Source organism: Shewanella sp. DAU305, from assembly GCF_026802235.1.
GTDB classification, from domain to species: Bacteria; Pseudomonadota; Gammaproteobacteria; order Enterobacterales; family Shewanellaceae; genus Shewanella; species Shewanella baltica.
The window spans coordinates 1135072-1160082 of record NZ_CP113808.1; the positions used below are offsets into that span (position 1 = coordinate 1135072).

Consider the following 25011-nt stretch of genomic DNA (forward strand, 5'->3'; position numbering starts at 1 on the left):
ACAACATAAACCAATAAAAACGCCGCAGATAATGCGGCGTTTTGCTTTGTGTCAGTGGTGTAGGTATTAGATCCTAAACTGTGCCAGTAGCACTTGCAGGCGAGCCGCAAGCTGGGCAAGTTCGTCACCCGCCCGCGCAGTGTGCACCGCACTATTGGTTGTCGTCGTGGCAATATCGTTGATGTTATTTATGTTTTTGTTAATTTCTGCGGAAACAGCACATTGCTCATTTGCCGCACTGGCGATCTGGATGTTCATCTGGCTAATGGTCGAAACTGCTTGGGTGATGGCCACGAGTTCTTCACCCGCTTGATTAACTTGGGCAACACAGCTTTGAGTAGTGCGTGAACTGGTTTCCATCGCCGAAACGGTAGATTTGGCTTTAAGCTGTAGCGCTTCAATCATTTTTTGAATTTCTGTGGTTGAAGCTTGAGTGCGAGTCGCAAGGGTGCGAACTTCATCGGCTACGACGGCGAATCCTCGTCCTTGCTCTCCGGCTCTGGCAGCCTCAATTGCGGCATTAAGCGCCAGCAAGTTGGTCTGTTCGGTAATATTGCGGATCACAACTAATACAGAATCAATTTCGGCAGTATTACGTTCGAGTTCATTAATGGCATTGGCGGCTGCGGCGATTTCTTCCGCTAATACAGCAATCGTCGCGACGACTTTTTGCACTACGAGTTTGCCTTGTTCGGTTGACTCATTGGCGTGATTGGCAGCATCCGCGGCATCGGTCGCATTGTGGGCAACCTCTTGAACAGTGGCGGCCATTTCATTCATTGCGGTGGCGACTTGTTCGGTTTCAAGATTCTGACGATTGGCCATCGATTGAGTTTCGTGGGTAATGCCCGACATCTCTTCCGCTGAGGTTGCGAGTAAACTCGTTGCATCAGATACTTGAGTCACAGTGTGGTGGATTTTCTCCACAAAACGGTTAAATGCCTGCGCTAACTCGGCGATTTCATCTTTACTCGTTATGGTAATTCGACGGGTTAAATCGCCTTCGCCTTCGGCGATGTCATTCATGGCTTGGGTTGTTTCTGCTATTGGGCGGGTAATGCCCTTAGCAATAAACCAAGCAATGGCAGTGCCGATTAACATTGCAGCGAAACCGATGAGAATCAACTTGAGGCGAATATCCGCCATAACTTGCTCTGAATGGCTTCTGTCCATCGCAATATCCAGTACCCCAAAGACTTGTCCCGAGTAATCTTTTATGGCGTGGCGATACAAAGCGAAGGTTTTGCCCTCTAAGCTAATAGTGCGAATCACTTCATTGCCTTGCATCACGCTATTGAGTTCACTTATGGCCTGAATATCGGGCGTGAACGTGGCGCCAAATGCTTTAAAATCCGCGCCATTGGGCAACAATAGTGCGATTTCAGCTTGATAAGCATCTTTAAAACTGTCGAAGAAAGGTTGTCCAAAGGACATACCAAATTCCACTGAGCCTGTGTGTTGGCCTTGATAACCCATGGGCACTAAACCGCGAATCCCTAAACCTTCAACACCATATTCCAAACCGTTTAAGGGCTGTTTTGTGGTGTTGGTTTCCACAATGGTTTTACGAATTGCAGTGAGATCATCACCAAATTTTTCGGGGCGATGTAATCGTAAAAAAGAGGTTGCCAGCGGCGTATGAAACTGAAATTGTTGTATGTCGAAATCTTGCTTAAGCTTGGCAAACAGCGGCAGAGTACGGTCTTTGAGTGCAGGGCGATCCCGTTCGGCGAAGTTACTTTGGATCTCTGGCGTCAGTGAAACTATCGTTGCCATGGCCTGTGCGAGTTTACCGGATGAGGCTATGTTGGCTACCGCAGTTTCGTACAGTTTATGCAGTTCTCTTTGCTCAGATTCTTTCACCTGACTGCTGAATTCCGACAGGACTAGCAGCATGATAAAGCTCATCATGGCCAACAGTAATAGACATATCCCAACCACAATCCTCGTACTAATTTTTAAATTCACCAAAGCCAACCTCCCAGTTCACTTCATCAGTCTGATTTATCTTTTTAATATTATAGAGATACGGCTGATTATATTTGAGATGGCGCCAGCCTTTTGGATTATTTGTTTCCCAATGCGACATTTTTGCGCCATAGGACACAGAAAATTTTTTATATAAGCACATTTACTTAGCCTGCTAACTAAGTATAATGCTTAGCACGCTAACTAAGTGGGTGAGCAAGATGCAAAAAGAATTAGAGCGATTGAAAGAGTTATCACTGGCGGAGCATTTAGGCCGTCTGCATCGATTGTGGCGTACCGTGGCCGATGTCGAACTGGCGCCTTTGGGGTTAACCCATCCCCGCTGGACGGCATTGTGGAAATTACTGCGTTTAGGCGACAGCGTGAGCCAGAAAGTGTTGGCCGATGCCTTAGAAATTGAATTGGCTTCGCTAATGCGCACCTTAGGGCAATTAGAAGAGCAAGGTTTAGTCGAGCGTCATTGCTGCGACAAAGATAAGCGCGCAAGGATTGTGACATTAACGCCTGCGGGATTGGATGTACTAAAGCAAATGGAAGCGCGGATTATTCAAGTCCGCCGTGAGTTATTAGCTGGGATCAGTGCCAGTGAACTCAGCGAATTTGAACGCATTATTAGCCTGATTAGTGACAACGCCAGCGCCAAATTGGCCAAGGCAACAGCAACTATTTTGTGAGAAAGAAGATGACACCGGATCAACAGTTTGCCCGTTTAGTAAAATTTGCCATGTTCGCCTTTGTGATGGTTTTCGGCTATTTCATGCTGGCCGACACTATGATGCCATTGACGCCGCAAGCTATGGCGACCCGTGTAGTGACTAAAGTGACACCGCAGATCAGCGGTAAAATTCAGACCATAGCCGTGACTAATAATCAAGCGGTTGCCAAGGGCGATTTGCTGTTTCAAGTCGATCCCGCGCCCTATGAGTTAGCAGTATCGCAAGCTAAATTGGCCTTAGAGCAAGCCCGCCAAGACAATGCTGAGTTAGATGCCTCGCTGCTGGCCGCTAAGGCCGAGGTTAATGCCAACAAAACCACCTCGCAACAGAAACGTAGCGAAGCTAAACGTCTCGATGCCCTTTATGCCACCCATGGTGTATCGCAGCAGCAAAGGGATCAGGCCGATAGTGATGCCGCCGCCGCGGAAGCTAATTTGCTCGCCGCCAATGCGCGTTTAGAAAAACTCAAAGTGAGCCGTGGCAGTTATGGCGAAGAGAATCTTAAGGTGCGTCAGGCGCAAAACCATCTTGCCCAAGCCGAGCTTAATTTGTCTTACACCCAAATCCATGCCGATCAGGACGGGATAGTAACTAACCTGCAGTTAGAAGTTGGGAGTTTTGCGACTGTGGGGCAACCTCTGTTAGCCGTGGTATCGGATAAGATTGATATTATTGCTGATTTTCGTGAAAAGAGTTTGCGTGGCGTCAATGCTTCATCGACCGCTTTGATTGCATTTGATGGCGAACCCGGCCGTTTATATCGGGCTACGGTGAGCAGTGTCGATGCGGGCGTGAGCGCGGGGCAATTCGATGCCAATGGCCGTTTAGCGGCGCCGCAGGAATCTGATCGTTGGGTGCGTGATGCCCAAAGATTGAGACTGCATTTGGAGTTAGATGGGATGGCGATGAACAGCTTGCCAGCTGGTGCGCGTGCGACCGTGCAACTGCTGCCTGAGAATAGCCTGTTTAGTCTGCTGGCTAAAGTGCAGATTAAAGTCATTAGCCTGCTGCACTATATTTATTAGCCTATTTGCTAGCGTATTTACTCGCCTATCTACTCGCACTTATTGCTGTTGACGGGCGAGTGACTCGCGGTCGGTGTGTTAGCCGCGAGTGGCTTGAGTGAACGCTTCAAAGCAACATAAATGTGAATGCAGCATAAGCCAGCTAAACATCCCCAATTTTACGTATCGATAGAACAAGGCGACGAGCATGTTACTACGCCATAGCCCATTGACGGCCAACGATTTACGCCAGTGTTTACGGATTGCGACTGGCGCGACCATAGGTTTTACACTGTGTAAAATGTTTGGTTGGAGCAATGGAGTCTTCTTCACTGTGACCCCCATGTTATTACTCGGACTCGTGCCTGTGATGAATGGCCACGCCATGCGCCAGTTATTGGCCTCATCTGCCATGGCGGGGTTAGAGGTTGGACTGCTCGGTGGTTTCTTCGGTAGCCATCCTGGCCTGATGACGCCCATCGTCTTCCTGTTATTTTTATACCGTTTTGCGGCCATGTCCCGTGGCAGTCTATTCCTCTTTGGCGCCAATGGAGTGCTCAGCCTCAGCATCATGCTGCACTTTGCTAGTTATCCCAATACCAATCTGAATGACTTAGTTTTCAGTAACTTTTGGGCGACGGCACTGTCGGTCGTTATTGCCTACGCTATGACGGCGCTCTGGCCCGATGTGGAACCAAGGGCGGCTTACAAGCCTGGACCTAAGGCGCCACATCGAATGCGCCACGAAGCGTTACTCGGCGCGACCATAGCGACCGCATCGTTTCTGGTATTCCAAATATTTGATCTGCGGGATTCTATGTCGGCTCAGGCGACCACCTTGTTGCTCTTGTTTCCTATGCATTGGAATGGCGCACTCGACTATGCCCGTAAGCGCGCTATAGGTACTTTGCTAGGCGTGTCGTTTGGGGTCGTTGTGCAGTTGGTACTCTATGACTGGTCAGGACTATTGATATTAATCGTCCCCTTGCTATGGATTGGACTGATGATCTTTAGCCAAGCCCATGTGCGAGAGGCAAGTGGCTCAGGCGTGGGTTTTGGCGCCATGACGACCTTAGGTATTCTGTTTGGCCAGTATCTGACCCCAGGCAACGATTTAATCTTCAGCGCCTTATATCGAGTGAGCAGCATTCTCACCGCCATCGTCGGCACGCTACTCCTGTGTTATTTGATACATAAGTTATTGAATCGTTTTGAATCGACGCGATTTGGTTATTGATTCTGGCTACTCGGGCTTGAAGACTTGCAGCATACCCTTTCAAAGAGTAAGGTAAATTTATCCCATTTGGATTGAACAATAAGTGAGCTTTAATGAACGCTAAGGCTCATTTATTGACTGTTAAAAATGGGCTCAGTGTGTGAGCAGCAACATAAATAACAATTACCACCTATGCTTTAGAGCTTAACTCTCTTCAAGGATAGAACATGAAGATTAAAACATTCGTCATAGGCTTAACGCTATGCAGCGGCTATGCGGCCGCCTCCGTTGCGCCTTCTGGCAAACAATTGATGGAAATTATCCCCCAACCGGCACAGTTATGTGTGTCTTGTCATGGGGTAGAAGGTCAGGGCGTTGAACCGCTCGGCCCTCGATTAGCGGGATTATCTAAACAATATATCTCGACCCAATTACAGCATTTCCAAGCGGGTGTGCGCCAAAACGCAACCATGATGCCGATGGCAATGACGTTACAAGGAGATGGGATTGAGCAAGTGGCAAACTACTTTTCTGCAAAGCCTGCCAATGAGGTCAAGCCCGTTATCCGCGGTGAACAGGTGGTTTTCAATGACGATACCGCCCGTTTAGCCTACCAAGGTGATTGGTCACGTGGTTTACCAGCCTGCGTGACCTGCCATGGTCCTTCGGGGTTAGGTGGCGGCTTATTTCCCCGTTTAGCCGGTCAGCAAGCGAGTTATATTAAAACTCAATTACTGGCATGGCAGTCGGGAACGCGCAAAGGTGATGTCGATGGCATGATGGCGAACGTGGCTAACAAGCTTACCGCCGCTGAGGTTGATGCCTTAGCAAACTACTTTGCTAATTTGAAATAAGGAGCCGGCCATGAAATATTCCGCAATGTTATTACTGGCCGCTATGGGGTCGTTAACCGTGCAGGCGCAAGCCGAATCGGATCCGGTGCAAGAGCGCCCAGATAAACAAGCCCCGCTGCCTTCTTTCCCTAAGATACCGGATCAAACCTATCTCGTCCCTAGACCTTTGAGTGCCATTCCTGAAGGCGCCTTTGGTGACAAAGTGCGTTTGGGTTATCAGCTATTTGTGAATACCCAACAGCTGCGTGATAAGTATGTGGGCAACGAGCTTAATTGCACCAACTGCCATATGGATGCAGGCCGAAAAGCCAATGCTTCACCCCTTTGGGGCGCGTATTTTGCTTATCCGGCGTATCGCAAAAAAGACAATAAGGTCAGTAGCTTTGAAGAGCGCATTCAGGGCTGCTTTAATTATTCGATGAATGGTAAAGCCCCTGCATCGGCGAGCCCTGAGTTAGTGGCGCTTTCTGCCTACGCCTATTGGTTAGGCATGGGCGGCTTGATGGACGAAGCTAATATTAGCGGCCCAGTCCCTGAGCTTAGCGATGCCGAGTTAGTCAAAGGTGCCAAACGGGAAGACTTCCCGCTACCTGAGATATTAGCCAAGGCGATGACAGTTGAGCAGCGTGCCAACTTGCCGGGTCGTGGTTATCCTGAGATCCCAAAACCCGAACAAGCCTATTCACCTGAACGGGGTAAAGAGGTCTATGTCGCCCATTGCCAAACTTGCCATAGTGTTGATGGCCAAGGTCAAGCGATTGCTGGCGTTTATGCGCTGCCACCGCTGTGGGGGCCTAAGAGTTACAACTGGGGGGCAGGAATGCACAGGGTCAATACTGCCGCATTCTTCATTCATGAAAACATGCCTTTTGGCAAGAGTATGCAGTTGACTAACCAACAGGCTTGGGACGTTGCAGCTTATATCAACTCCCACGAGCGTCCACAGGACCCGCGTAGCAAAGGTGATGTGAAGCAAGCGCAGGAAAAATACCATAATGACAGTGATTACTATGGTGTCACGGTCGATGGCAAAGTGTTAGGCACTGAGTCCTATCCCATTTTTCCTAAGAAGTCATAGTTGAGCGGCTTTGATTTAGTGCTCGTGTGATGAAATAAAGCGAGTTAATAAGTTAGACAGAAAAGCCAGCAAGCATTTAGCTTTGCTGGCTTTTTTATTATTAATAAGTTTTCGAGTTTAGGCTTGTCATGGCATTGGCTCGTCGACTCGCAGCCAGTCCATCCTTGGATGCTCGACCGCCCCGTCCATGGGGCGGACGGTCGTCTCGCAAATCACCATGACTCACCTTTCGGACATCAGTGTTAACTGTCGCTTTAAAAGCATACGGAGATTTTCGCTATAAGTGACTTATTCACTATCTCAAATGTGCAAAACGTATTGAGGGAGTCGAACCCTCGATACGTTTTCTAAGAAGCTGATTTACGTTGGTTTTTGGTCAAAGGAAACAAACTCTTGTTACACCTTACTGTATTTCTTTGGTGAGGGGAAATCTCGAGCGTTCTAACCTCAAGCACTGTTAAACATGCAGGTATCATGGGTAATTTAGATACCGCCTTCAAAGCGAGCCTATAAAGGTATCGTTTTTTGCTTGGTTTTTTTATGCAATCAAATGAATTTATTGCTCTTTCACTTTTCCTAATACTATTTACCACGCTAAAACGCTTCTCGGTAAATAAAGTCTCGATTTTTCTGGATGAAAAATATTGATAGTCCGCTGAGGATGATGCTAACTTATTGGCATAATTAAGTTATTTACTCGGTCATTTCCGAGTTAGGTTTTATTAGAAGAGTGGGTAATACATTGTTAGTTGCCATGGGGAGGTTCGAGCATGATTCAAAGCGAGAAGGATTTTATTGATTGGATTGACGGACAATTGATTGAGGACATTCCCGCTCAAATTGTTGCCTTCAATATCAATATATATGAATCTCCTTTCATTATTGAAATAGTTGGTTCCAGTGAGTTCGCCCCTGAAGATGAAGATTGGGCGTGCAACGAAGACTGGCTTCCTAAAAACCGATTAATTTCAGTTTCTAGTGCTCTCTTCGGAAATTCATGGGAAGAAGCTCAGGAGAATATTCTTGCAATGGCGAAGCGGTATCTTCAATCCCACTCAAAAAACGCTCACAAGCTAAAATCTGCAAAGGCTTTTGCGGTTGGATTCGTTGACGGCAATCTTAGCTATGTATAGTAAGCAACTAACAAGCAAAGGCACCATCGCTCTGCGGGCAGGACTGCTTCGCCACTGCTTTGGGCGTTAAATTCCATGGATACTTTAGAGAGACTTGCAGAGAAAAATAAAGCTCAAGAAAAACATAGACGCAATGAGTACTTTCTTACAACTGTCATGATGTTAGTTTTATCTCCTTCTTTTTTTGGCATTGCCATTGATGTTGGCCTGATTGAATCTTCGGTAAACTTCAACCTTTGGCTATATGGCTTAGGTGCGCTTTGTTTTGGGTTACCTTTAGCTGCAATGGGCGATTTACTGCTTTTTACGCGTTGGTTAAAGCTACTAGGGTTGATTGCCGCTGAATGTTGGTTTGTTTACTTTTGGGCTTTTCAAATGCAATCTTGGTTAGCTTTCATTCCCCTAGGACCAGTATTTATTTGCCTGCAAATACAAATGCCAAGGATCAAACAACAAGATAAGTGTAAGCAAAATATCATTTAACAAGTTAAAACATTCAGCTAACTATTTACTTCCTTTATTCAGCTTACGGATTAATGACAAAACGCATTCGCCATGTATGCATCTGCGAACGCACTTGCTCTAACGCAGGAATGCGGCTCTCTGAGCAAAATGAATACACCCAAATATCATTTAAGTTAGATAACTTGATGAATATAACCAATTGAAGGATAAGAAACACCTAGGTGTTAATTTGCACGCTGAATTGACATGAGCACCTTGCTTCATTGAATAATCTATCTCGCGCTTATTGAAAAACCATTATGATCTCCGCGCTATAACAACTTATCTTGCAATAAGGATTACCGTGTCTAAGCCATCGGAACAACCTAAGTTAGAAGCTGCGCAAATTTGCCCTTTGTGCAAAGGCGCGAATCAATGTGCGGTGATTGTTGGTAAGGGCATTGAGGATTGTTGGTGTGCGCAGCAGGTGTTCCCACCTTTGGCCGCCATGCAAGCGCAAGCATCAGATTCGCTGCAAGGGGCAATCAGCCCCATTTTACCGTCTGCCGATGCGTGTATTTGCCAAACCTGTCTTAGCCAACTCAAGCAGAGTTTAAGTCAGGGGCAGATTACAATGCAGGATGAAAAAAGCCCATCGAGTGTGAGCGATGGGCTAGGTTATGAGGTGAAATAGCGGGCTGAAGTAATGAGCTATCGATTTATGGTGTAATCCAGTTGCACGCTAGTTTGTGCTTCCACGGCTATACCATTTTCAAACTTGGGTGCGTAACGCCATTTCTCTAAGGTTTCAATACTCTCTTTTTCAAATAAAGCACCACCCTTAGAAGCTAAAATTTCAGGATTTTTGACGAAGCCATGCTCATCGATAGTAAATTTAAGCTGAACCCAGCCACTTTTACCTCGCTGTGCATAGGACATTGGATAGTCTGGTACGGTACGGAAAATAGGTTGTTGTTCCTGCGTGTCGGCCCAAGGACGCATTTTGCCGATAGCAATACAGTGAGCGGTGGATTCGTCACGCTTTCCCTGGCGCTCATACAGTTCGACTAAATACGCATGGGCACTCAAGGCATAGGGGTGACTGAAATTGAGTGCGTCGAATTGTTTAACCACTTCCAGCAGTAAAGGTTCGGCTTTACCATCGTGTTTGTCTGCAAATTCAACGGCGCCAACAGTAAAGGTTGCTTTGACTCTGTCTATGGCGTTCTCTGGCAAAATCTCTTTATAAATATCATAGGCATCGAAGGCATAGCGTCTTACGCTTCTCGTGTATAGCTCAGTATTGGATAAGCGGTTAAAGGCTGCCATTTTTACATCGGCGATCAGTTTCTTTTTATCGGACTTTTCAGCAATTGCGATTGCAGTAAGCAAATCCTCTTTCGCATCTTTGGCTTCGACGGCGGTTTGCGCAGCGCCAAGTAAGGGATCGATAAGCTCAAGCGCTTGTTTGTCATAATGAACTTTATAGTTAGCTAGAGCGAGTTGATACAACTCATTCGCCTTAGCTGTTTTTGGTCGATTATTTATTGTAAATGGGTAAGGGTCGACTTGCTTCTCTATCGCACTGGCCCAATTCAAGGCGAGGTTAGCTAAGTCGACACTGTCTTTGGCATATTGAGCTTCACCGAGTTGATAAGCCGCTTTTGCGCTGGCTTCTATTTTGGCGGAATCACCTTTCTCAACGGCAGCTTGATAATCGCTGTAGGCTTTGGCAAAGCTATTTTCTGAGGCGTGCACGCTAAGAGATGTGCCTAAAGTGAGGGCAAGAAGACAGGCTATTGGCAGCATTTTTCCGTGCGACATTCTATATATCCTTATTATTGATGAATTTAGATGATACATAGATGTGCGTTATGGGACAAGTCGGTTTGGCTTTTGTTAATAATGCTGGGGGAGTGCTGATAACTGATAACTGATAACTGAGAATTGAGAGTTGAGATTAAAAATAAGCGAGCCCAGTTGAAACCGAGTTCGCTTATTTATCAGTGCTTTGTCGCTTTATTAGCCGTTATAACTTCTATTAGCCGCAAGTGCTTTACTCGCTACCATCACTTCGCAGTGAAAGTCACGGCAAATTGCCCGAGCGCGCCGTATTCAAAGTCACAAACCTGCGCCAATGGCAGATCGAGGACGCCAGCGTAGGAGCCTGTGATCACATATTGCCCTTGAGTTAAGCCAATGCCTTGGGCGGATAAAAAGTTCACTAACCAGTAGAGTCCCGCTTTAGGGAAACCATTAGGATGAATGGCGGATTTTTGCAGTGTTTCGCCATTGTGAATGTTAACGCTGAGTTCGAAATGGCTGGTCTCTAAACCTGCTAGCGGGTTTAGCACTGGCCCTAACCATAATCCTTGATTGACTAAGCCATCGGCGAGGGCATCGAAATGCGTCGCTTCACTGGGCGTATGGTAGCGGCTTTTGATCAATTCCAAGGCTAAGCGAGTGTGGCCTAAGGCCGCGTCGATTTCAGCCTCTGTGTAAGGTGTGGCTCTTGGTGGTAAATCGCGAGCAATCTCGAAGGCGAGTTCAGGTTCGACTCGGGCCAGATCTTTAGTCGATGGATAGAGTGGGCAAGTGGCCGATTGTTGATACACATCAGCTTGATAAATAGGCGCTACGACGGTTTTTTCCGCCGAGGGTAATAGGCATTTCCACGCCGCGATAGGATTACTGTTAGCCTTATAGATGGCTGCCACGGTTTGCTGAATGGCGAAGGCCTGTTCGAAGCTCGTTGGCCTCAGCTCTGGGATCAGTAAATCGCCGCTGGTGCCTGCGGCGCGGCGCTCGGCGAGTTCCTTTGCTGCGGCATGAATCTGCATTTGAACTGGTTCGAGCGGGGCGGTAGATGACATTAACTTTCCTATTTTAAGAGTGAGCCTAGAAAGACGTGACGTAGAAACAGTGTGGCAGAGAAGCCATTTAATCGGCCAAATATACTCGGTTATTGCCATCGCTGGAAATGCCAATATTGGCTTTTGGGGTAAATCAGCTGCAGTTGAATCAAGAGTACGGCCAATATTCCAATCATCGTAAGATGCTGATACTTGCCCCACATAAGTGTCAGCTAAAGTATCCATGTTAACGCGAATGTTTCCATTATGTGCTGCTAGATATTGTGCTGACTCAGTGCCAGAATGACGCTCCATTTTGCGGTCTCTACTGGACATCTCCGTGAACCTTAGCCATAACGCCCCTCAGGCAAATAATCATGCTCAACTCGGGCTGCTCTTCATCTCAGTTGCGATTGTATTTTGGGGTATGTTACCCATAGCCTTGAAGCTTTCGGGGGCTTTTATCGATCCTGTCACTTTGACTTGGTTTCGTTTTTTGGTCGCGCTTGTGGTCAGCATACTGATCCAATGGAGCGCGGGTAGCCTTAAGCAATTTGCGGCGCTCGATGCCAAAGTCTGGTTACGGCTAGTGCTTGCGGGCGTGTTTTTGATGCTCAATTATGTGTCTTTTGTTTACTCACTCGATTATCTCGCGCCGGGTGCTGCCCAGCTGAATTTCCAGACTTCGCCCTTTTCCTTGCCTTCGGTGGCGTGCTGTTTTTTAAAGAACGGCTGAATGCGGTGCAGCTCAGTTGTTTTGCGACACTGGCCTTAGGCATGTTGATGTTTTTCCATCCGTATTTGGATTTATCTGGCGCCAATAATCATCAGGTCTGGATTGGTGTAATGATTATCCAGTTCTCGGCGTTGTCGTGGACTAGCTATGCCTTGTTGCAAAAATCATTACTCAATCGTTTATCGCCCGCGAACGTGCTTTTAGTGATCTATGGCTTAGGTATTTTCGTAATGGCTCCCTTTAGCGACTTTAGTCAGTTTGCCAGTATGGACAGCTTCGAGTGGCAGATCGCGCTGTTTTGCGCCGCCAATACCTTGATCGCCTATGGCTGTTTTGGGCAGTCGATGAAGTACTGGCCGACGGCGCAGGTGAGCGCCATGTTGGCCCTAACGCCTGTATTTAGCTTTAGTGCCACTGCATTGGTGGTGAGCATTGGCTGGTGGCCAGAAGTCTTCCATGCCGATGAATTAGATGGATTATCTCTGCTAGGGATTGGCGTCATTATTGTGTCTGTGATGGTGGTACAATTACTGCCACTGTATCGCAATCGTCAGGCGAAGCGTTTGCAGGCTGCCTAATATCCATGGTATTTGATTAGCCCAATGGTATTTAATTAGCGTATGAAACATACATTTTCACCCATGGGAAAGGCCAGTGATCACTAGACTTAGCGATTTAAAACTTAAGGATGTCCGTGGGGTCATCTTCGATCTTGACGGCACTTTAGCGCATTCCAATCCCGATTTTGCTGGTCTGCGGCGTGAGTTGGGGATTCATTCTGGTACGGATATCTTGGCCCATGTGGATAGCCTGAGTGCGGGTGAAGCACAGGCTCAGGCGCTGGAAATCGTCCATGAGTACGAGAGACAAAGCTCACTCAATGCCAGTTGGATTGATGGCGCGCGTGAGCTTATCGAATGCCTACGGGCTAAATCGCTGCCCTTGGCTATTTTGACCCGCAATATGCCGGAAGCTGCGCAAATCACTATCGATAAGCTTGGCATAGATATCGAACTAGTATTAACCCGCTACGACGCGCAGCCTAAGCCGCATCCCGAAGGTATTCATCTTATTTGCCAGCAGTGGCAGCTTGCCCCCGCAGATATCTTATATGTGGGCGATTATTTGTTTGATCTGCAAACCGCGCGTAATGCGGGTAGCCGCTGCGCATTATATTGCCCTGAAATTATTCCTGATTATGCCCACGAGGCCGACATGCTAGTGGCTTGCTACCATAGCTTTATCGAAGCGTGGACAGTGGGTGACTAGGCATTGTTTGGGGCTGCATCTTGCTTATCTTGCTTCAGTCCCAAGCGTACACTATCCAATAAGGCAATCAGCCAGCAGAGGATAAAGCCGTACATCAGCTTGTCTGCACCATCCCGAATGGTTGCCGTGGTTTGTTTGGTCACTTCGGCCGCAATTACGCCCATATCCAGCGGCAAAACACCAGTTTGAATATCCAGCGAGATCAGCTGCGCCACTTGCATGACTTGTTGCAGCAACAGGCCGAGACTCAGTATTGCCAGCACAAAAAACACTAAGGCACTGCGTTTATGTCGCAGATAAAAATGGCCGCTGCCAGGGGCGACGAAGGCGGATAATAGTCCAGCGGTAAGGGCTTTTTTCATGGGGAAACTCTCAAAGGGAACGCTTAGCGTTTGGATGACATTGTTAAGCGAATAAGCATTAGAGTCAATCTTGAGCCATGGCTGCTTGTTAAGGAGTCTGTTTTTGTCGATATTGCGTCTTTGCGCTGCCTATTCGTCGTTTATTTATTAACATCAGTCTATACAGAGCGTATTCTTCCACTGCTTGCATGGCAGCTTCTGGAGGAAAAGGAATAAAAATGCAGATGTCTTTAAAGAAACGTGTTCAAGGGTTTACCTTAATTGAGTTGGTCGTCGTGATCATTATTTTAGGCATTTTGGCTGTTATCGCCGCGCCTAAATTTATGAACTTGCAAAGAGATGCCAAAGTGAATGCCGTAAAAGGGTATTTGGGGCAGATGCAAGATATGACCAAGATGCTGCATATGAAAGCACAAATCGTCAACACCACTGGCGACGATGTTACTATCGCGACCCAATACGGTGATTATCAGTTCTATGCAGGTTTTCCTGAAACTAAGAGTGAATCTACGTCACCTAATTTGTATTTCTTAGAGACTTTTATGGATTTAGGCGTGCCTAAACAACAGACTAAAGATAATACCAAAAGGCAGGCTGATTACGGCGATATACAAGCATTTGAAGATAATGACTATTCGCGGTTGGGTTATGGAACGGGAGATTTAACTGCCGGCCAGTGCTATGCCGAATATCACCATACCTCAACTGGACACTCGTTTTTATTCGAGACCGATGGATGCTAGTTTTAGCTGTTAGTAAACTCGTTATCTGAGGCATATATTAGTGTTGTGAATGGTCGTAGGCTCTCTTCGTTAGAGACAGATTACTGATTTTAAGCCAACAAAAAAGGAGCCTAGGCTCCTTTTTTAGTCTCTAGCTTAAGCTAGATTAGTCTTCACGTGGTTTACGTGGCTTACGCTCACCGGCAGGCTTGTCTGCACGTGGTTTGCGGTCAGCAAATGGCTTGTCACCAGTAGACGCAGCGCGTGGCTTACGGTCACCAGCTGGGCGGTCACCCGTTGGACGATCACCACGTGGTTTACGGTCACCAGCAGGGCGGTCTGAACGAGCACTACGGCCTGAATCAACAAATACTTGATCGCCAGCTTCGCGGATGTTCAATGGCTTGCCACAAACACGTACTTTACGTAGGTGCTGTAACACGTCTTTTGGCATGCCGTCTGGCAGGTCAACAGTGGTCACTGCATCGTAAAGTTGGATTGCGCCAATGTAACGGCTGTCGATGTTAGCTTCGTTCGCGATAGCGCCAACGATGTTACCCACACCTACACCATTCTCACGACCTACGTCGATCACGTAACGGCACATTTTCAAATCTGGGTTGTCTTTCAACGCTTCAGCTGAGCCTAAGCTTGCTGGCATTGGACGCGGTTCGCGACTTCTGCGTTCACCACGCTCACCACCACGGTCGCCACGATCACTTCCGCGGTCGCTACGTTCAGCACGTTCACTGCGTTCATCACGAGCACGTTCTTGAATTGCTGGCAATTGCAAAGGACGTTCTTGTTGAACTTGCTGTAATAATGCAGCGGCTAGCAGATCAGTATCGACTTCTAACTGTTGGCATAATTGAGCAACAGCTTCTTTCATGAAATCTAAATCGCCGTTGATCGTCTCAGCCAATTGCTCACCTAAGCGAGACAGACGACGTTCTGCAACAGTCTCTGGGCTTGGGATTTTCATTGGTGAAATGCGGCTGTTAGTTGAACGCTCGATAGTGCGCAGCATGCGCATTTCACGGCTAGTTACAAACAGGATCGCCATACCAGTTCGGCCAGCACGGCCTGTACGGCCAATACGGTGTACATAAGCTTCGGCATCATACGGAATATCGTAGTTTACAACGTGACCGATACGCTCAACGTCAAGACCACGGGCCGCAACGTCAGTCGCGATCAGTATGTCTAACTTGCCACGTTTCAGTTGGTCAACTGCACGCTCACGGGCTTGCTGGTTCATGTCACCGTGTAGTGGTGATGAAGCGTAACCACGGGCTTCTAACTTTTCAGCTAACTCAACACATGAGTTACGAGTACGTACGAATATGATCACACCTTCAGTGTTTTCAACTTCTAATACACGTACTAAAGCTTCAAGTTTGTTGTGTTGTGATACTTGTACGAAACGCTGTTCGATTGACTCAACCGTCGTTTGGCTTGATTCGATACGAACATGTACAGGATTACGTAAGTGCTGGTTAGCTACACGCTTAATTTGCTCTGGCATAGTGGCAGAGAATAACGCCAGTTGGCGCTCGCTTGGCGTGTGCTCAAGGATCCATTCGATATCATCGATGAAGCCCATTTTTAACATTTCATCGGCTTCATCAAGCACTAAAGCTTGTAATGAGTCGAGTTTCAAGGTGCCGCGACGCATATGGTCCATAACACGACCTGGCGTACCAACGATAACTTGTGGGCCGCGTTTCAGGGCATTCAACTGTTGTTGCATGCTTTGGCCGCCATAGATAGGAAGAACGTGGAAATTCTTCATAAATTTGGCATAGCTACTGAACGCTTCAGCAACCTGCACGGCTAATTCACGTGTTGGTGCTAAGACTAAAATTTGCGGTGTAGTTTGGCTGGTAACTTTGTTTAATAGTGGTAAAGCGAAGGCGCCAGTTTTACCTGTACCTGTTTGCGCTTGACCTAAAATATCTTTGCCAGCCATAAGTGGATCAATACTGGCTGATTGGATTGGCGTTGGTTTTTCATAACCTAGCTCGTCAAGAGCACGCAACAAATTCTCGGATAGGCCGAGTTCACGGAAAGTTCTTTCATCGGATGACATTGGGTTGTAGCCTTGTGGATGCGCGCGCGAAATGGCGCTAAAGTTTCACAGACAGAAAATCAACCCCGTGTCGATTTCCCGCGAACGACGGATTATAGCAGCATGGACGGCACTTTACCAATCAGAGTCACGCTATTTAACCTGTTTTCTGCATTTTTTTCGCTAAAACTGAGCAAGAAACGCGCCACTTCCCATTAATTCTTTAAATATTCGGCATTTAATTGAAGTAACTCAAATGCTGACTCAGTCACGGCCGCCAGAAAAGTGATGTCGATTGTCGCGACGGTATCCTCAGGGGTGTGATATTGGGGATGGGTCGGCACACCAAAATACAGCCAAGGGATATTGGCTTTGTGGAAGGGATAATGATCCGACGCCCGCAGCCAGTCGGTACTTTGTATGCTACGGCCAACGGGTTTTGGGTGCGTGAGCTTAATGCAGAGGCGGTTTTGTTGATTCAGTAGGGGTTTAAATTGATTGAACTGAGTGAAGTTTCGACTGCCTTCAAGGTAAATTCCATAGGGCCTGCCGGGGTGACTTACCATGTCGAGGTTAATCATTAATTCAAATGTCGCCTCTGGCAGGCGGGTTTTGAGTTGTTCGACCAAGGCGATGCTGCCATAGAGTCCCGGTTCTTCTGCATCGGTTGCCACAAACATGAGGTTTATCTTAGGCAAGGTATTGGGTTGCAGGGCAAATTGCTGCTGCCAATGTTTGGCAATCGCCAGCATAGCGGCGACGCCGGAGGCGTTATCATCGGCGCCGTGGTAAATCTTGCTGCCGCTCATGCCTAAGTGATCATAGTGGGCGACGATAATGCGCCATCGATTCGTTGGCTCTGTCACCACCGCAGTGGCGACCACATTGGCGCCGGTTTCTTGGGTGAAGAAGGTTTGATATTCAAAGGGCACGATAAAGTCCGCTCCCCAAGGTTGTAAATTGAGATCTTCAAATTGCTGCTTTATATAGTCACGACTTTTGGCCGCGCCTTGCGTTTGGGTTTTGCGGCCTTCAAATTCATCCGAGCTTAATCTTGTGACAGTCGCTTGTAACTCTGCTGGCTCGGCCCAAGTGAGTTTAAGCTCAGTGCGCGCACAGGTTTCTAGTGAGTTAGCGCAGCCGCTGAGAGTCGCTGCCACAAAGCAGGCCAGTGCGAATATGCCGAATCGTTGGGATTGATGTTTTATAGGACGTGGGATTTGGAACTTGGCGAGCCGCTGACAGATACGACTGTGGAGGAATAAGGTCGATGGGCCTAGGTTTATACTGCTTAGGCTTATACCACTTAGATTTATGCCGCTGAGGTTTCGGCTGCTTAAGATTAGGCAGAGTGACTGATATAGGCTCGGTAACATACGGCGGGTAACCGGGAGCTGAGTACTATCACGCATGGATATTCCTTGTCCTTATTGCTGATGCCTTCGCCTGAAGATAACTGTCATCTTTGCTTAAAGCCGATCCGAATTCAACCTAAGTCGAGTTTAACCAGCGCCGTATTCAACGAGGGGCGAATATAAGCCAAGGCGACATGCTGCGTGAGTCGACTGTTCTTATGTCAGTGGCTGATGTTGATTGTGCTATTACAGAGAGTGGCTAGATGTTGAAAGCTTAGGCCTTATTCACCAGCTTGTCTTATATAGCAGCTTAAACCTATTGGAATGCGAAATCGTCAGCATTGGAGCTTAAAACGAGCACTAGAATTAGCACTATGCACTTAACATGCTGAACTAAAAAAAGAAGCGCAGTGCTTATGCGACTGCGCTTCTACTGTACTCAGACCAAGGGCTCGAAACTTATGCCTTGGCTTTATTTGCCTTTGCCATTTCAATATCCCGTTTTAGCAGTGGCTTTAAGAAGCGGGCCGTGTGGGAGGTTGGATGCTCGGCGACTTCTTCCGGTGTGCCTGTGGCTAAAATCATACCGCCACCACCACCGCCTTCTGGACCTAAATCGATAATCCAGTCCGCCGTTTTGATCACGTCCAGATTATGCTCAATCACCACAATGGTGTTGCCGTGGGATTTAAGACGATGCAATACATCGAGCAGCAATTGGATATCGGCAAAGTGTAAGCCCGTGGTCGGTTCATCCAAGATATACAAGGTTTGGCCCGTGTCACGTTTAGACAGCTCTTTGGCAAGTTTCACCCTTTGGGCTTCGCCGCCCGAAAGTGTGGTCGCACTTTGGCCGAGGCGCACATAGGACAAACCCACATCCATCAAAGTTTGCAGCTTACGGGCAATGGCAGGTACGGCATCGAAGAAAGTGCGCGCATCTTCCACTGTCATCTGCAGTACTTCGTGAATATTCTTGCCTTTATAGCGTACTTCTAAGGTTTCGCGGTTGTAGCGCTTACCTTTACAGGAATCACAAGGTACATACACATCGGGTAGGAAGTGCATTTCGACCTTGATCAAGCCGTCGCCTTGGCAAGCCTCACAGCGTCCACCTTTAACGTTAAAGGAGAAGCGGCCGACTTGATAACCGCGAGTTCGTGACTCTTGGGTTCCGGCAAAAATCTCGCGAATAGGGGTGAAGATGCCAGTATAAGTGGCAGGGTTAGAGCGTGGCGTACGGCCAATCGGGCTTTGGTCGATATCGACTACTTTGTCGCACAGCTCCATCCCTTCGATACGATCATAGGGTGATGGCTCATCCACAGTCGCACCGTTGAGCATTCTATGGGCGATCTTGAAGAAGGTATCGTTGATTAAGGTTGATTTACCTGAACCCGATACGCCCGTTACACAAGTGAAGAGGCCAATCGGTATGGTTAAGTCCACATTGCGCAGGTTGTTGCCACGCGCACCAAATAACTCAATCACTTGAGTTTTGTCGAACGGAATACGCGGCGTATCGATATGAATACAGCGCTTACCGGAAATATATTGTCCGGTAACTGACTCTTCACAGGCGATGATTTTCTCAATCGGGCCGTCGCAAATCACTTCGCCGCCGTGTACGCCAGCGCCAGGGCCGATGTCGATCACGTGATCCGCCATGCGGATCGCATCTTCATCGTGCTCAACCACAATTACTGTGTTGCCCAAATCCCGCAGGTGGATCAGGGTTTGCAACAGACGTTCGTTATCTCTTTGATGCAGGCCGATTGAAGGTTCGTCGAGCACATACATCACGCCGACAAGTCCGGCACCAATTTGGCTGGCGAGTCGAATTCGTTGGGCTTCACCACCCGAGAGGGTTTCCGCCGAGCGTGATAGGCTCAAATAATTGAGGCCCACGTTCACGAGGAAACCTAAGCGATCGCGGATTTCTTTTAAAATCTTCTCGGCGATCTGCGCTTTTTGGCCACTAAACTCGACTTTCTCGAAGTAATCTAAGGCTTCGCCAATCGACCAAGTGGTGAGTTGCGGCAGATTGATATCGCCTAAAAACACGTTACGGGCTTCTTCGCGCAGACGTGAACCACCACAGCTTTGACAAGCTTGGGTATTGATAAACTTGGCTAATTCGTCACGTACCGAGTTACTTTCGGTTTCGCGATAGCGCCTGTCCATGTTGTTGAGAATGCCTTCGAAGGGGTGATTACGCACCACCACATCGCCGCGATCGTTGATGTACTTAAAGGCAATGCTATCTTTGCCTGAACCGTACAGGACGATTTTGCGAACTTTTTCGCTGAGTTGCTCATAGGGCACTTCGACGTCGAACTTATAGTGTTCGGCGAGTGAACTGAGCATTTGGAAATAGTAGAAGTTGCGTCTATCCCAGCCGCGAATCGCGCCGCCAGCCAGTGACAGCTCAGTGTTGCTGATCACGCGCTCAGGATCGAAAAATTGTTGTACTCCTAAACCATCACAGGTTTGGCACGCGCCGGCTGGATTGTTAAAGGAGAAGATCCTTGGCTCTAATTCCGCCATCGAATAACCGCAATGCGGACAGGCGAAGTTGGCAGAGAAGATCAGTTCTTCGCCTTTTGCTTTACCAGTACCTGTGTCGTCATCCATGGTGGCGACGGTCGCGATGCCGCCGGAGAGTTCCAGTGCGGTTTCGAAGGATTCCGCTAAGCGTTGCTTGATATCGTCACGCACTTTAAAACGGTCGACGACCACTTCAATCGTGTGCTTAACGTGTAAATCTAAGGTTGGCGGATCGGTTAAATCACACACTTCACCGTCGATACGCGCACGGATATAACCCTGCGCCGATAGACCTTCGAGCAATTTAACGTGTTCACCCTTACGGGCGTTGACCACAGGCGCGAGCAGCATTAAGCGGCTGTCTTGGGGCATTTCTAACACTTTATCGACCATCTGGCTGACGGTTTGCGCCGCCAAAGGTTGATTGTGTGTCGGACAACGCGGCTCACCCACGCGGGCAAACATCAAACGCAGGTAATCGTAAATTTCGGTAATCGTGCCCACGGTGGAACGCGGGTTATGGGAAGTGGATTTTTGCTCTATGGATATCGCTGGGCTTAAACCTTCGATATGGTCCACATCGGGCTTTTCCATCAAACTTAAAAATTGGCGAGCATAGGCTGACAGGGACTCGACGTAACGTCGCTGGCCCTCGGCATATAAAGTATCGAAAGCAAGGGAGGATTTGCCAGATCCCGATAAGCCCGTGATGACAATCAGTTTATCCCTTGGGATAGTCAGGTTGATATTCTTGAGATTGTGGGTGCGTGCGCCGCGTATTTCAATCTTATCCATCTATCGCTCTAATGCCATATGCTTAAAAAAATGAGCATAAGTATCGCACAGTTCCGCGGCTGAGTTTAGTTGATTCTGTGATCGGCACCAATCCTAGGGCTGGCACTGGCTTTTAATCACCTTGCTGACAGTGGCAGTTATGTACCGAGTGGATTAACTAAGATTAATGCGGTTGTTGCGTACTGACTCACAGGACAAATGTGAACACTATGTTAGACTCGGTTCCCTGTGCCTGAGCGTTAAATAGGGCAGAAAAATAAACATGTTAACCCGAGCACGGCCAATATAGGTCTGTGATAATCGGGATAAAAGTTAACTGTACGGGCAGTGGTTTAGGCCACTATTTCCTTTTGAGCAAATCCTTTTGGGTGTGGTAACATGCGCCCCTTAAAAGACTTCAATCCAGGGCAAAATCATGGGTAACAACGGACTTTCGGGTACTGAGAAAAAAGTCGCGTTTTCTTTAGCCAGTGTATTTGGTTTACGCATGATGGGCTTGTTTATGATCATGCCCGTCTTTGCACTTTATGGTCAGCACCTCGAAGGCTTCTCGCCGCTGTGGGTCGGTATTGCTATCGGCGCCTACGGTCTGACTCAAGCTGTTCTGCAAATCCCTATGGGGATTTTATCTGACAAATATGGTCGCAAGCCGATTATCCTTATCGGTCTGGTACTGTTTGCCATTGGTAGCTTGATTGCCGCCAACGCTGATTCGATTTACGGCGTGGTGTTTGGTCGAGCAGTGCAGGGCATGGGGGCGATTGCCGCTGCTGTGTTGGCGCTGGCGGCGGATTTAACCCGTGATGAACAACGTACTAAGGTCATGGCGATTATCGGCATGTGTATCGGCGGCTCTTTTGCGCTGTCCTTATTGGTCGGGCCGATTGTGGCACAACATGTGGGCTTATCAGGCCTGTTCTTCCTCACGGCGATTCTCGCTGTGTCGGGCATGTTGATCGTGCAATTTTTAGTACCGAATCCGATTTCCCACGCGCCTAAGGGTGACACGTTAGCCACGCCTGCCAGACTCAAGCGTATGTTGACCGATCCCCAGTTGTTTAGACTCGATGCGGGAATTTTTATTCTGCATTTAGTGTTAACCGCAGTATTCGTGGCCTTGCCGCTGGATCTGGTGGATGCGGGGCTCGTGAAAGAAAAACACTGGATGCTGTATTTCCCCGCTTTTGTGGGCGCGTTTTTCCTGATGGTGCCGTTAATTATCATAGGGGTTAAACGTAAGAATACTAAAGCTATGTTCCAAATCGCCTTAGTGATCATGATAGTGGCGCTGCTGGCGATGGCTTTATTCTCTAACAACTTATGGGTGTTGAGTTTTGCCGTGGTGCTGTTTTTCACTGGCTTTAACTATTTAGAAGCCTCATTGCCCAGTTTGATTGCCAAATTTTGCCCCGTCGGTGAAAAAGGCTCGGCCATGGGCGTGTATTCCACTAGCCAGTTTTTAGGGGCCTTTTGTGGTGGTATGCTGGGCGGTGGCGCCTTCCAATTAGTGGGCGCGGTCGGGGTGTTTATCGTTGCTGTGATCTTAATGTCTATTTGGTTATTCCTGACATTGGGCATGGAAAATCCCGTGCTGTTAAAGAGTTACACCTTAGAAGCCGAAGTCAAAGACAAGGCGCAAGCGCGGGATATGGCGGCTCAGTTATCACAGCTGATGGGCGTCGTCGAAGCGATCGTCGTGTTGGACGAGAAAGTGGCCTACTTAAAGGTTGATGAGCATTTCGATTTAAGAGAAGCACGAGCTGTGTTAGGCTCTGCTCAATAATATCTGGGTCTGCCGTGTGGTATTTGGGGAAGCTGATTTTCCTCTATGGCGACACAGATAAACAACATACTGAATTAATAGATTATTTAAAGAATCGCAGGAGATTTCAATGGCCAGTCGTGGTGTTAACAAGGTAATTTTGGTTGGCAATTTGGGACAAGATCCAGAAGTGCGTTATATGCCAAACGGTAATGCAGTCGCTAACATTACAGTTGCGACCAGCGAATCGTGGAAAGACCAACAAGGTCAACAGCAAGAGCGTACTGAATGGCACCGTGTGGTTCTGTTCGGCAAATTAGCTGAAATTACAGGTGAATACCTGCGTAAAGGTTCACAGGTTTACCTCGAAGGTAAACTGCAAACCCGTAAGTGGAAAGACCAAAGCGGTCAAGACCGTTACAGCACTGAAGTGGTTATCGATCAAAGCGGTAGCATGCAAATGCTAGGTAGCCGTGGTCAAGGTGGCCAAGCACAAGGCGCGCCAATGGGCGGCGGCATGCCACAAAACGCAGGTTACCAATCTGCACCACAACAAGCGGCACCAGCGCAAAATCAATATGCGCCAGCCCCTCAAGCTGCACCTGCTTACCAAGCGCCAGCTCAGCAACAATATGCTGCGCCAGCACCTGCTCAGCAGCAATATGGACAGCAACAAGCTCAACCACAACAAGGTGGTTATGCGCCTAAGCCACAAGCCGCTCCAGCGCCTGCTTATCAAGCGCCAGCCGCACCGGCACAACGTCCTGCACCACAACCACAGCAAAACTTCACTCCAGATTTGGATGATGGCTGGGATGACGATATTCCGTTTTAATTTAGAACGTATCGAAGTGTAAAGACGGTATCGTCTTAAATGAACAAAGCCACGCGAGTCGTGGCTTTGTTGTTTCTGGTCTTTATGTTTTTAGTCTTTATGCCGTGAAGCTGTGGGCGAGGTCGTTAAACCCCTCATCTTGCTTGTTCACATTCGCTACAAGTTTGAGATAAAACTTAGAACGTGTAATCGAAGTTATAACGCATGCCCAGCATGATCTGGTCATTGGTTTCGCGGTATTCAAAATCTGTCTTTTGATATTCGATGAAGGTGCTGAATTGCGGTGTTTTATGCCACTCCAGCGTAGTGTTATAGGCGTTGTATTTAGCAGAGGTGATGTCATTGCCACCATCGTCGTATCTGGACACGCCCAGCTTGATTTTATAGCTGTCAGTGATGGGATAGCACGCGACCACATCGAGTGTTGAGCCATCCAATGTGGTTCCATCGATATCGTCTTTTTCAATGTTTTGATAGGCTGCCGCGAGGTACAAGGCATTGAAACTTTTTGCTAGGGTGACACCGACAGTGTTCTCATCTTTGCCGTCGTCTAACTCTTTGTTATAAAAAGCCGCGGCTATATAGATTAAATCAGTTTTATAACGGATACCCGCGTTAACGAAGTCACTGCCGCCACTGCCTTTGTTGCCATCGAATTGTGCATCGGCCGAAAATAACAGGTCGCCAAATTCTTTACGATAGGTCACGAGATTATTGAGCCTGAAGGGGCTCGCACTGTCATAGGCGAGTGGGGTTCCTGAGCGGTTAAAGATGTCGACGGGATCGGAAATGATTTCCTGAGTGACGGCTTGTTTACCTATGGCAACACTACCAAAAAATCCCTTTAATCCGACATAAGCTTTGCGTGCATCGCCAAAGTCGCCGTCATCTTTGATATCGACCTTAAATTCCCCTTTCGCAAACCCGACTAAGCCATTGCCAAGTTGGTGTTCTGCGGCAAAGCCAATTCGCGAGTTCGCATCGCCCACATCCCACACATCGTCCGAGTTAGTGTGGGTCAGGCCGAAAGTCGGGCGTAAAGAACCATAAAAATTAAACTGAGTATCCGATAAAACCGATGCCTCTTTTTCTTGGGCTTCGAGCATGGCGAGTCTTTGCTGAATTTGTTGTAACTCAGTGCGTAACTCGTCATTGGTTGCAGCGGTATCATTGGCTTGAACAGCAAAGATAGGTGTGGCAAAGCTCAGCACAAGCACGGCTGATGTTAGTTTGAACTGCTTCATTTATGTTTCCTTACATAACAACTACTAGCG

20 protein-coding genes and 1 pseudogene are annotated in these 25011 nt (G+C 47.8%); 13 read left to right on the top strand and 8 right to left on the bottom strand.

What is annotated here, in order from left to right; genetic code table 11:
• Positions 1-66: 66 nt before the first annotated feature.
• Positions 67-1968: a methyl-accepting chemotaxis protein gene (locus OX890_RS05010; RefSeq protein ID WP_006087001.1), complete on the bottom strand. Its 1902-nt coding sequence runs from the start codon at positions 1966-1968 to the stop codon at positions 67-69.
• Between the two features lie 221 nt (positions 1969-2189).
• Between OX890_RS05010 and slyA the strand changes: the two genes are divergently transcribed.
• The 8 genes from slyA to OX890_RS05050 all read left to right on the top strand — a co-directional run bounded on the left by slyA (position 2190) and on the right by OX890_RS05050 (position 9128).
• A complete protein-coding gene (gene slyA / locus OX890_RS05015) occupies positions 2190-2663 on the top strand; it encodes a transcriptional regulator SlyA (RefSeq protein ID WP_006083211.1) in 474 nt (157 codons plus the stop codon).
• 8 nt (positions 2664-2671) lie between these two features.
• Positions 2672-3730 carry an HlyD family secretion protein gene (locus tag OX890_RS05020; protein ID WP_006086999.1) on the top strand — a complete coding sequence of 353 codons (1059 nt, stop codon included), beginning with the start codon at positions 2672-2674 and terminating at the stop codon, positions 3728-3730.
• A 187-nt stretch (positions 3731-3917) separates the two neighbouring features.
• Positions 3918-4946 (top strand): DUF2955 domain-containing protein, encoded by a 1029-nt coding sequence (locus OX890_RS05025; protein ID WP_006083209.1) that lies wholly within the window; start codon positions 3918-3920, stop codon positions 4944-4946.
• A gap of 206 nt (positions 4947-5152) precedes the next feature.
• On the top strand, positions 5153-5779 hold the full coding sequence (locus OX890_RS05030; RefSeq protein WP_006083208.1) for a c-type cytochrome: 627 nt from the start codon (positions 5153-5155) through the stop codon (positions 5777-5779).
• Between the two features lie 10 nt (positions 5780-5789).
• Positions 5790-6857: a c-type cytochrome gene (locus OX890_RS05035; RefSeq protein WP_126491114.1), complete on the top strand. Its 1068-nt coding sequence runs from the start codon at positions 5790-5792 to the stop codon at positions 6855-6857.
• A gap of 770 nt (positions 6858-7627) precedes the next feature.
• Positions 7628-7990 (top strand): hypothetical protein, encoded by a 363-nt coding sequence (locus tag OX890_RS05040; protein WP_115335589.1) that lies wholly within the window; start codon positions 7628-7630, stop codon positions 7988-7990.
• A 75-nt stretch (positions 7991-8065) separates the two neighbouring features.
• The gene (locus OX890_RS05045; protein ID WP_115335588.1) at positions 8066-8473 is read left to right on the top strand and encodes a hypothetical protein; all 408 of its coding nucleotides are present in this window, start codon (positions 8066-8068) and stop codon (positions 8471-8473) included.
• Positions 8474-8798: 325 nt separating this feature from the next.
• Positions 8799-9128, top strand: coding sequence for a cysteine-rich CWC family protein (locus OX890_RS05050; RefSeq protein WP_126491116.1), 330 nt, complete (start codon positions 8799-8801; stop codon positions 9126-9128).
• 17 nt (positions 9129-9145) lie between these two features.
• Here the strand turns inward: OX890_RS05050 and OX890_RS05055 are convergent, their stop codons facing one another.
• Positions 9146-10258, bottom strand: coding sequence for an energy transducer TonB (locus tag OX890_RS05055; RefSeq protein WP_126491117.1), 1113 nt, complete (start codon positions 10256-10258; stop codon positions 9146-9148).
• A gap of 245 nt (positions 10259-10503) precedes the next feature.
• Positions 10504-11307 (bottom strand): hydratase, encoded by an 804-nt coding sequence (locus OX890_RS05060; RefSeq protein WP_126491118.1) that lies wholly within the window; start codon positions 11305-11307, stop codon positions 10504-10506.
• 319 nt (positions 11308-11626) lie between these two features.
• Between OX890_RS05060 and OX890_RS05065 the strand changes: the two are divergent.
• Both OX890_RS05065 and OX890_RS05070 read left to right on the top strand, forming a co-directional pair.
• Positions 11627-12600, top strand: a pseudogene (locus OX890_RS05065) (DMT family transporter).
• Between the two features lie 76 nt (positions 12601-12676).
• Entirely contained in the window at positions 12677-13291 is a 615-nt protein-coding gene (locus tag OX890_RS05070; protein WP_126491120.1) for an HAD family hydrolase, read from the top strand.
• Here the strand turns inward: OX890_RS05070 and OX890_RS05075 are convergent.
• Positions 13288-13653, bottom strand: coding sequence for a DUF6677 family protein (locus tag OX890_RS05075; RefSeq protein ID WP_126491121.1), 366 nt, complete (start codon positions 13651-13653; stop codon positions 13288-13290). The two genes, OX890_RS05070 and OX890_RS05075, sit on opposite strands and share 4 nt — an antisense overlap.
• Before the next feature lie 218 nt (positions 13654-13871).
• On the opposite strand from OX890_RS05075, the gene OX890_RS05080 reads away from it, so the two are divergent.
• Complete coding sequence (locus OX890_RS05080; RefSeq protein WP_006083197.1) at positions 13872-14396, top strand: type II secretion system protein; 525 nt, start codon at positions 13872-13874, stop codon at positions 14394-14396.
• 145 nt (positions 14397-14541) lie between these two features.
• Here OX890_RS05080 and OX890_RS05085 read toward each other — a convergent pair whose 3' ends face one another.
• The 3 genes from OX890_RS05085 to uvrA form a co-directional block, all read right to left on the bottom strand.
• The gene (locus OX890_RS05085) at positions 14542-16464 is read right to left on the bottom strand and encodes a DEAD/DEAH box helicase (protein ID WP_006083196.1); all 1923 of its coding nucleotides are present in this window, start codon (positions 16462-16464) and stop codon (positions 14542-14544) included.
• Positions 16465-16658: 194 nt separating this feature from the next.
• On the bottom strand, positions 16659-17855 hold the full coding sequence (locus tag OX890_RS05090; RefSeq protein ID WP_268650191.1) for a M28 family peptidase: 1197 nt from the start codon (positions 17853-17855) through the stop codon (positions 16659-16661).
• A gap of 402 nt (positions 17856-18257) precedes the next feature.
• Entirely contained in the window at positions 18258-21140 is a 2883-nt protein-coding gene (gene uvrA, locus OX890_RS05095; RefSeq protein WP_012586712.1) for an excinuclease ABC subunit UvrA, read from the bottom strand.
• A gap of 415 nt (positions 21141-21555) precedes the next feature.
• On the opposite strand from uvrA, the gene OX890_RS05100 reads away from it, so the two are divergent.
• Together OX890_RS05100 and ssb are read left to right on the top strand one after the other, a co-directional pair.
• A complete protein-coding gene (locus OX890_RS05100) occupies positions 21556-22923 on the top strand; it encodes an MFS transporter (protein WP_126491123.1) in 1368 nt (455 codons plus the stop codon).
• Between the two features lie 109 nt (positions 22924-23032).
• A complete protein-coding gene (gene ssb / locus OX890_RS05105) occupies positions 23033-23737 on the top strand; it encodes a single-stranded DNA-binding protein (RefSeq protein ID WP_006083192.1) in 705 nt (234 codons plus the stop codon).
• A 176-nt stretch (positions 23738-23913) separates the two neighbouring features.
• Here the strand turns inward: ssb and OX890_RS05110 are convergent, their stop codons facing one another.
• A complete protein-coding gene (locus tag OX890_RS05110) occupies positions 23914-24981 on the bottom strand; it encodes a porin (RefSeq protein WP_012196631.1) in 1068 nt (355 codons plus the stop codon).
• Positions 24982-25011: the final 30 nt, after the last annotated feature.

Bases quoted from the DNA above. Each gene is read 5' to 3' on its own strand.
- OX890_RS05085 (WP_006083196.1), bottom strand. From the start codon at position 16,464: ATGTCATCCGATGAAAGAACTTTCCGTGAACTCGGCCTATCCGAGAAT.
- OX890_RS05045 (WP_115335588.1), top strand. From the start codon at position 8,066: ATGGATACTTTAGAGAGACTTGCAGAGAAAAATAAAGCTCAAGAAAAA.
- OX890_RS05020 (WP_006086999.1), top strand. From the start codon at position 2,672: ATGACACCGGATCAACAGTTTGCCCGTTTAGTAAAATTTGCCATGTTC.
- OX890_RS05025 (WP_006083209.1), top strand. From the start codon at position 3,918: ATGTTACTACGCCATAGCCCATTGACGGCCAACGATTTACGCCAGTGT.
- ssb (WP_006083192.1), top strand. From the start codon at position 23,033: ATGGCCAGTCGTGGTGTTAACAAGGTAATTTTGGTTGGCAATTTGGGA.
- OX890_RS05080 (WP_006083197.1), top strand. From the start codon at position 13,872: ATGCAGATGTCTTTAAAGAAACGTGTTCAAGGGTTTACCTTAATTGAG.
- OX890_RS05035 (WP_126491114.1), top strand. From the start codon at position 5,790: ATGAAATATTCCGCAATGTTATTACTGGCCGCTATGGGGTCGTTAACC.
- uvrA (WP_012586712.1), bottom strand. From the start codon at position 21,140: ATGGATAAGATTGAAATACGCGGCGCACGCACCCACAATCTCAAGAAT.
- OX890_RS05030 (WP_006083208.1), top strand. From the start codon at position 5,153: ATGAAGATTAAAACATTCGTCATAGGCTTAACGCTATGCAGCGGCTAT.
- OX890_RS05060 (WP_126491118.1), bottom strand. From the start codon at position 11,307: ATGTCATCTACCGCCCCGCTCGAACCAGTTCAAATGCAGATTCATGCC.
- OX890_RS05100 (WP_126491123.1), top strand. From the start codon at position 21,556: ATGGGTAACAACGGACTTTCGGGTACTGAGAAAAAAGTCGCGTTTTCT.
- OX890_RS05055 (WP_126491117.1), bottom strand. From the start codon at position 10,258: ATGTCGCACGGAAAAATGCTGCCAATAGCCTGTCTTCTTGCCCTCACT.
- OX890_RS05040 (WP_115335589.1), top strand. From the start codon at position 7,628: ATGATTCAAAGCGAGAAGGATTTTATTGATTGGATTGACGGACAATTG.
- OX890_RS05090 (WP_268650191.1), bottom strand. From the start codon at position 17,855: ATGCGTGATAGTACTCAGCTCCCGGTTACCCGCCGTATGTTACCGAGC.
- OX890_RS05075 (WP_126491121.1), bottom strand. From the start codon at position 13,653: ATGAAAAAAGCCCTTACCGCTGGACTATTATCCGCCTTCGTCGCCCCT.
- slyA (WP_006083211.1), top strand. From the start codon at position 2,190: ATGCAAAAAGAATTAGAGCGATTGAAAGAGTTATCACTGGCGGAGCAT.
- OX890_RS05110 (WP_012196631.1), bottom strand. From the start codon at position 24,981: ATGAAGCAGTTCAAACTAACATCAGCCGTGCTTGTGCTGAGCTTTGCC.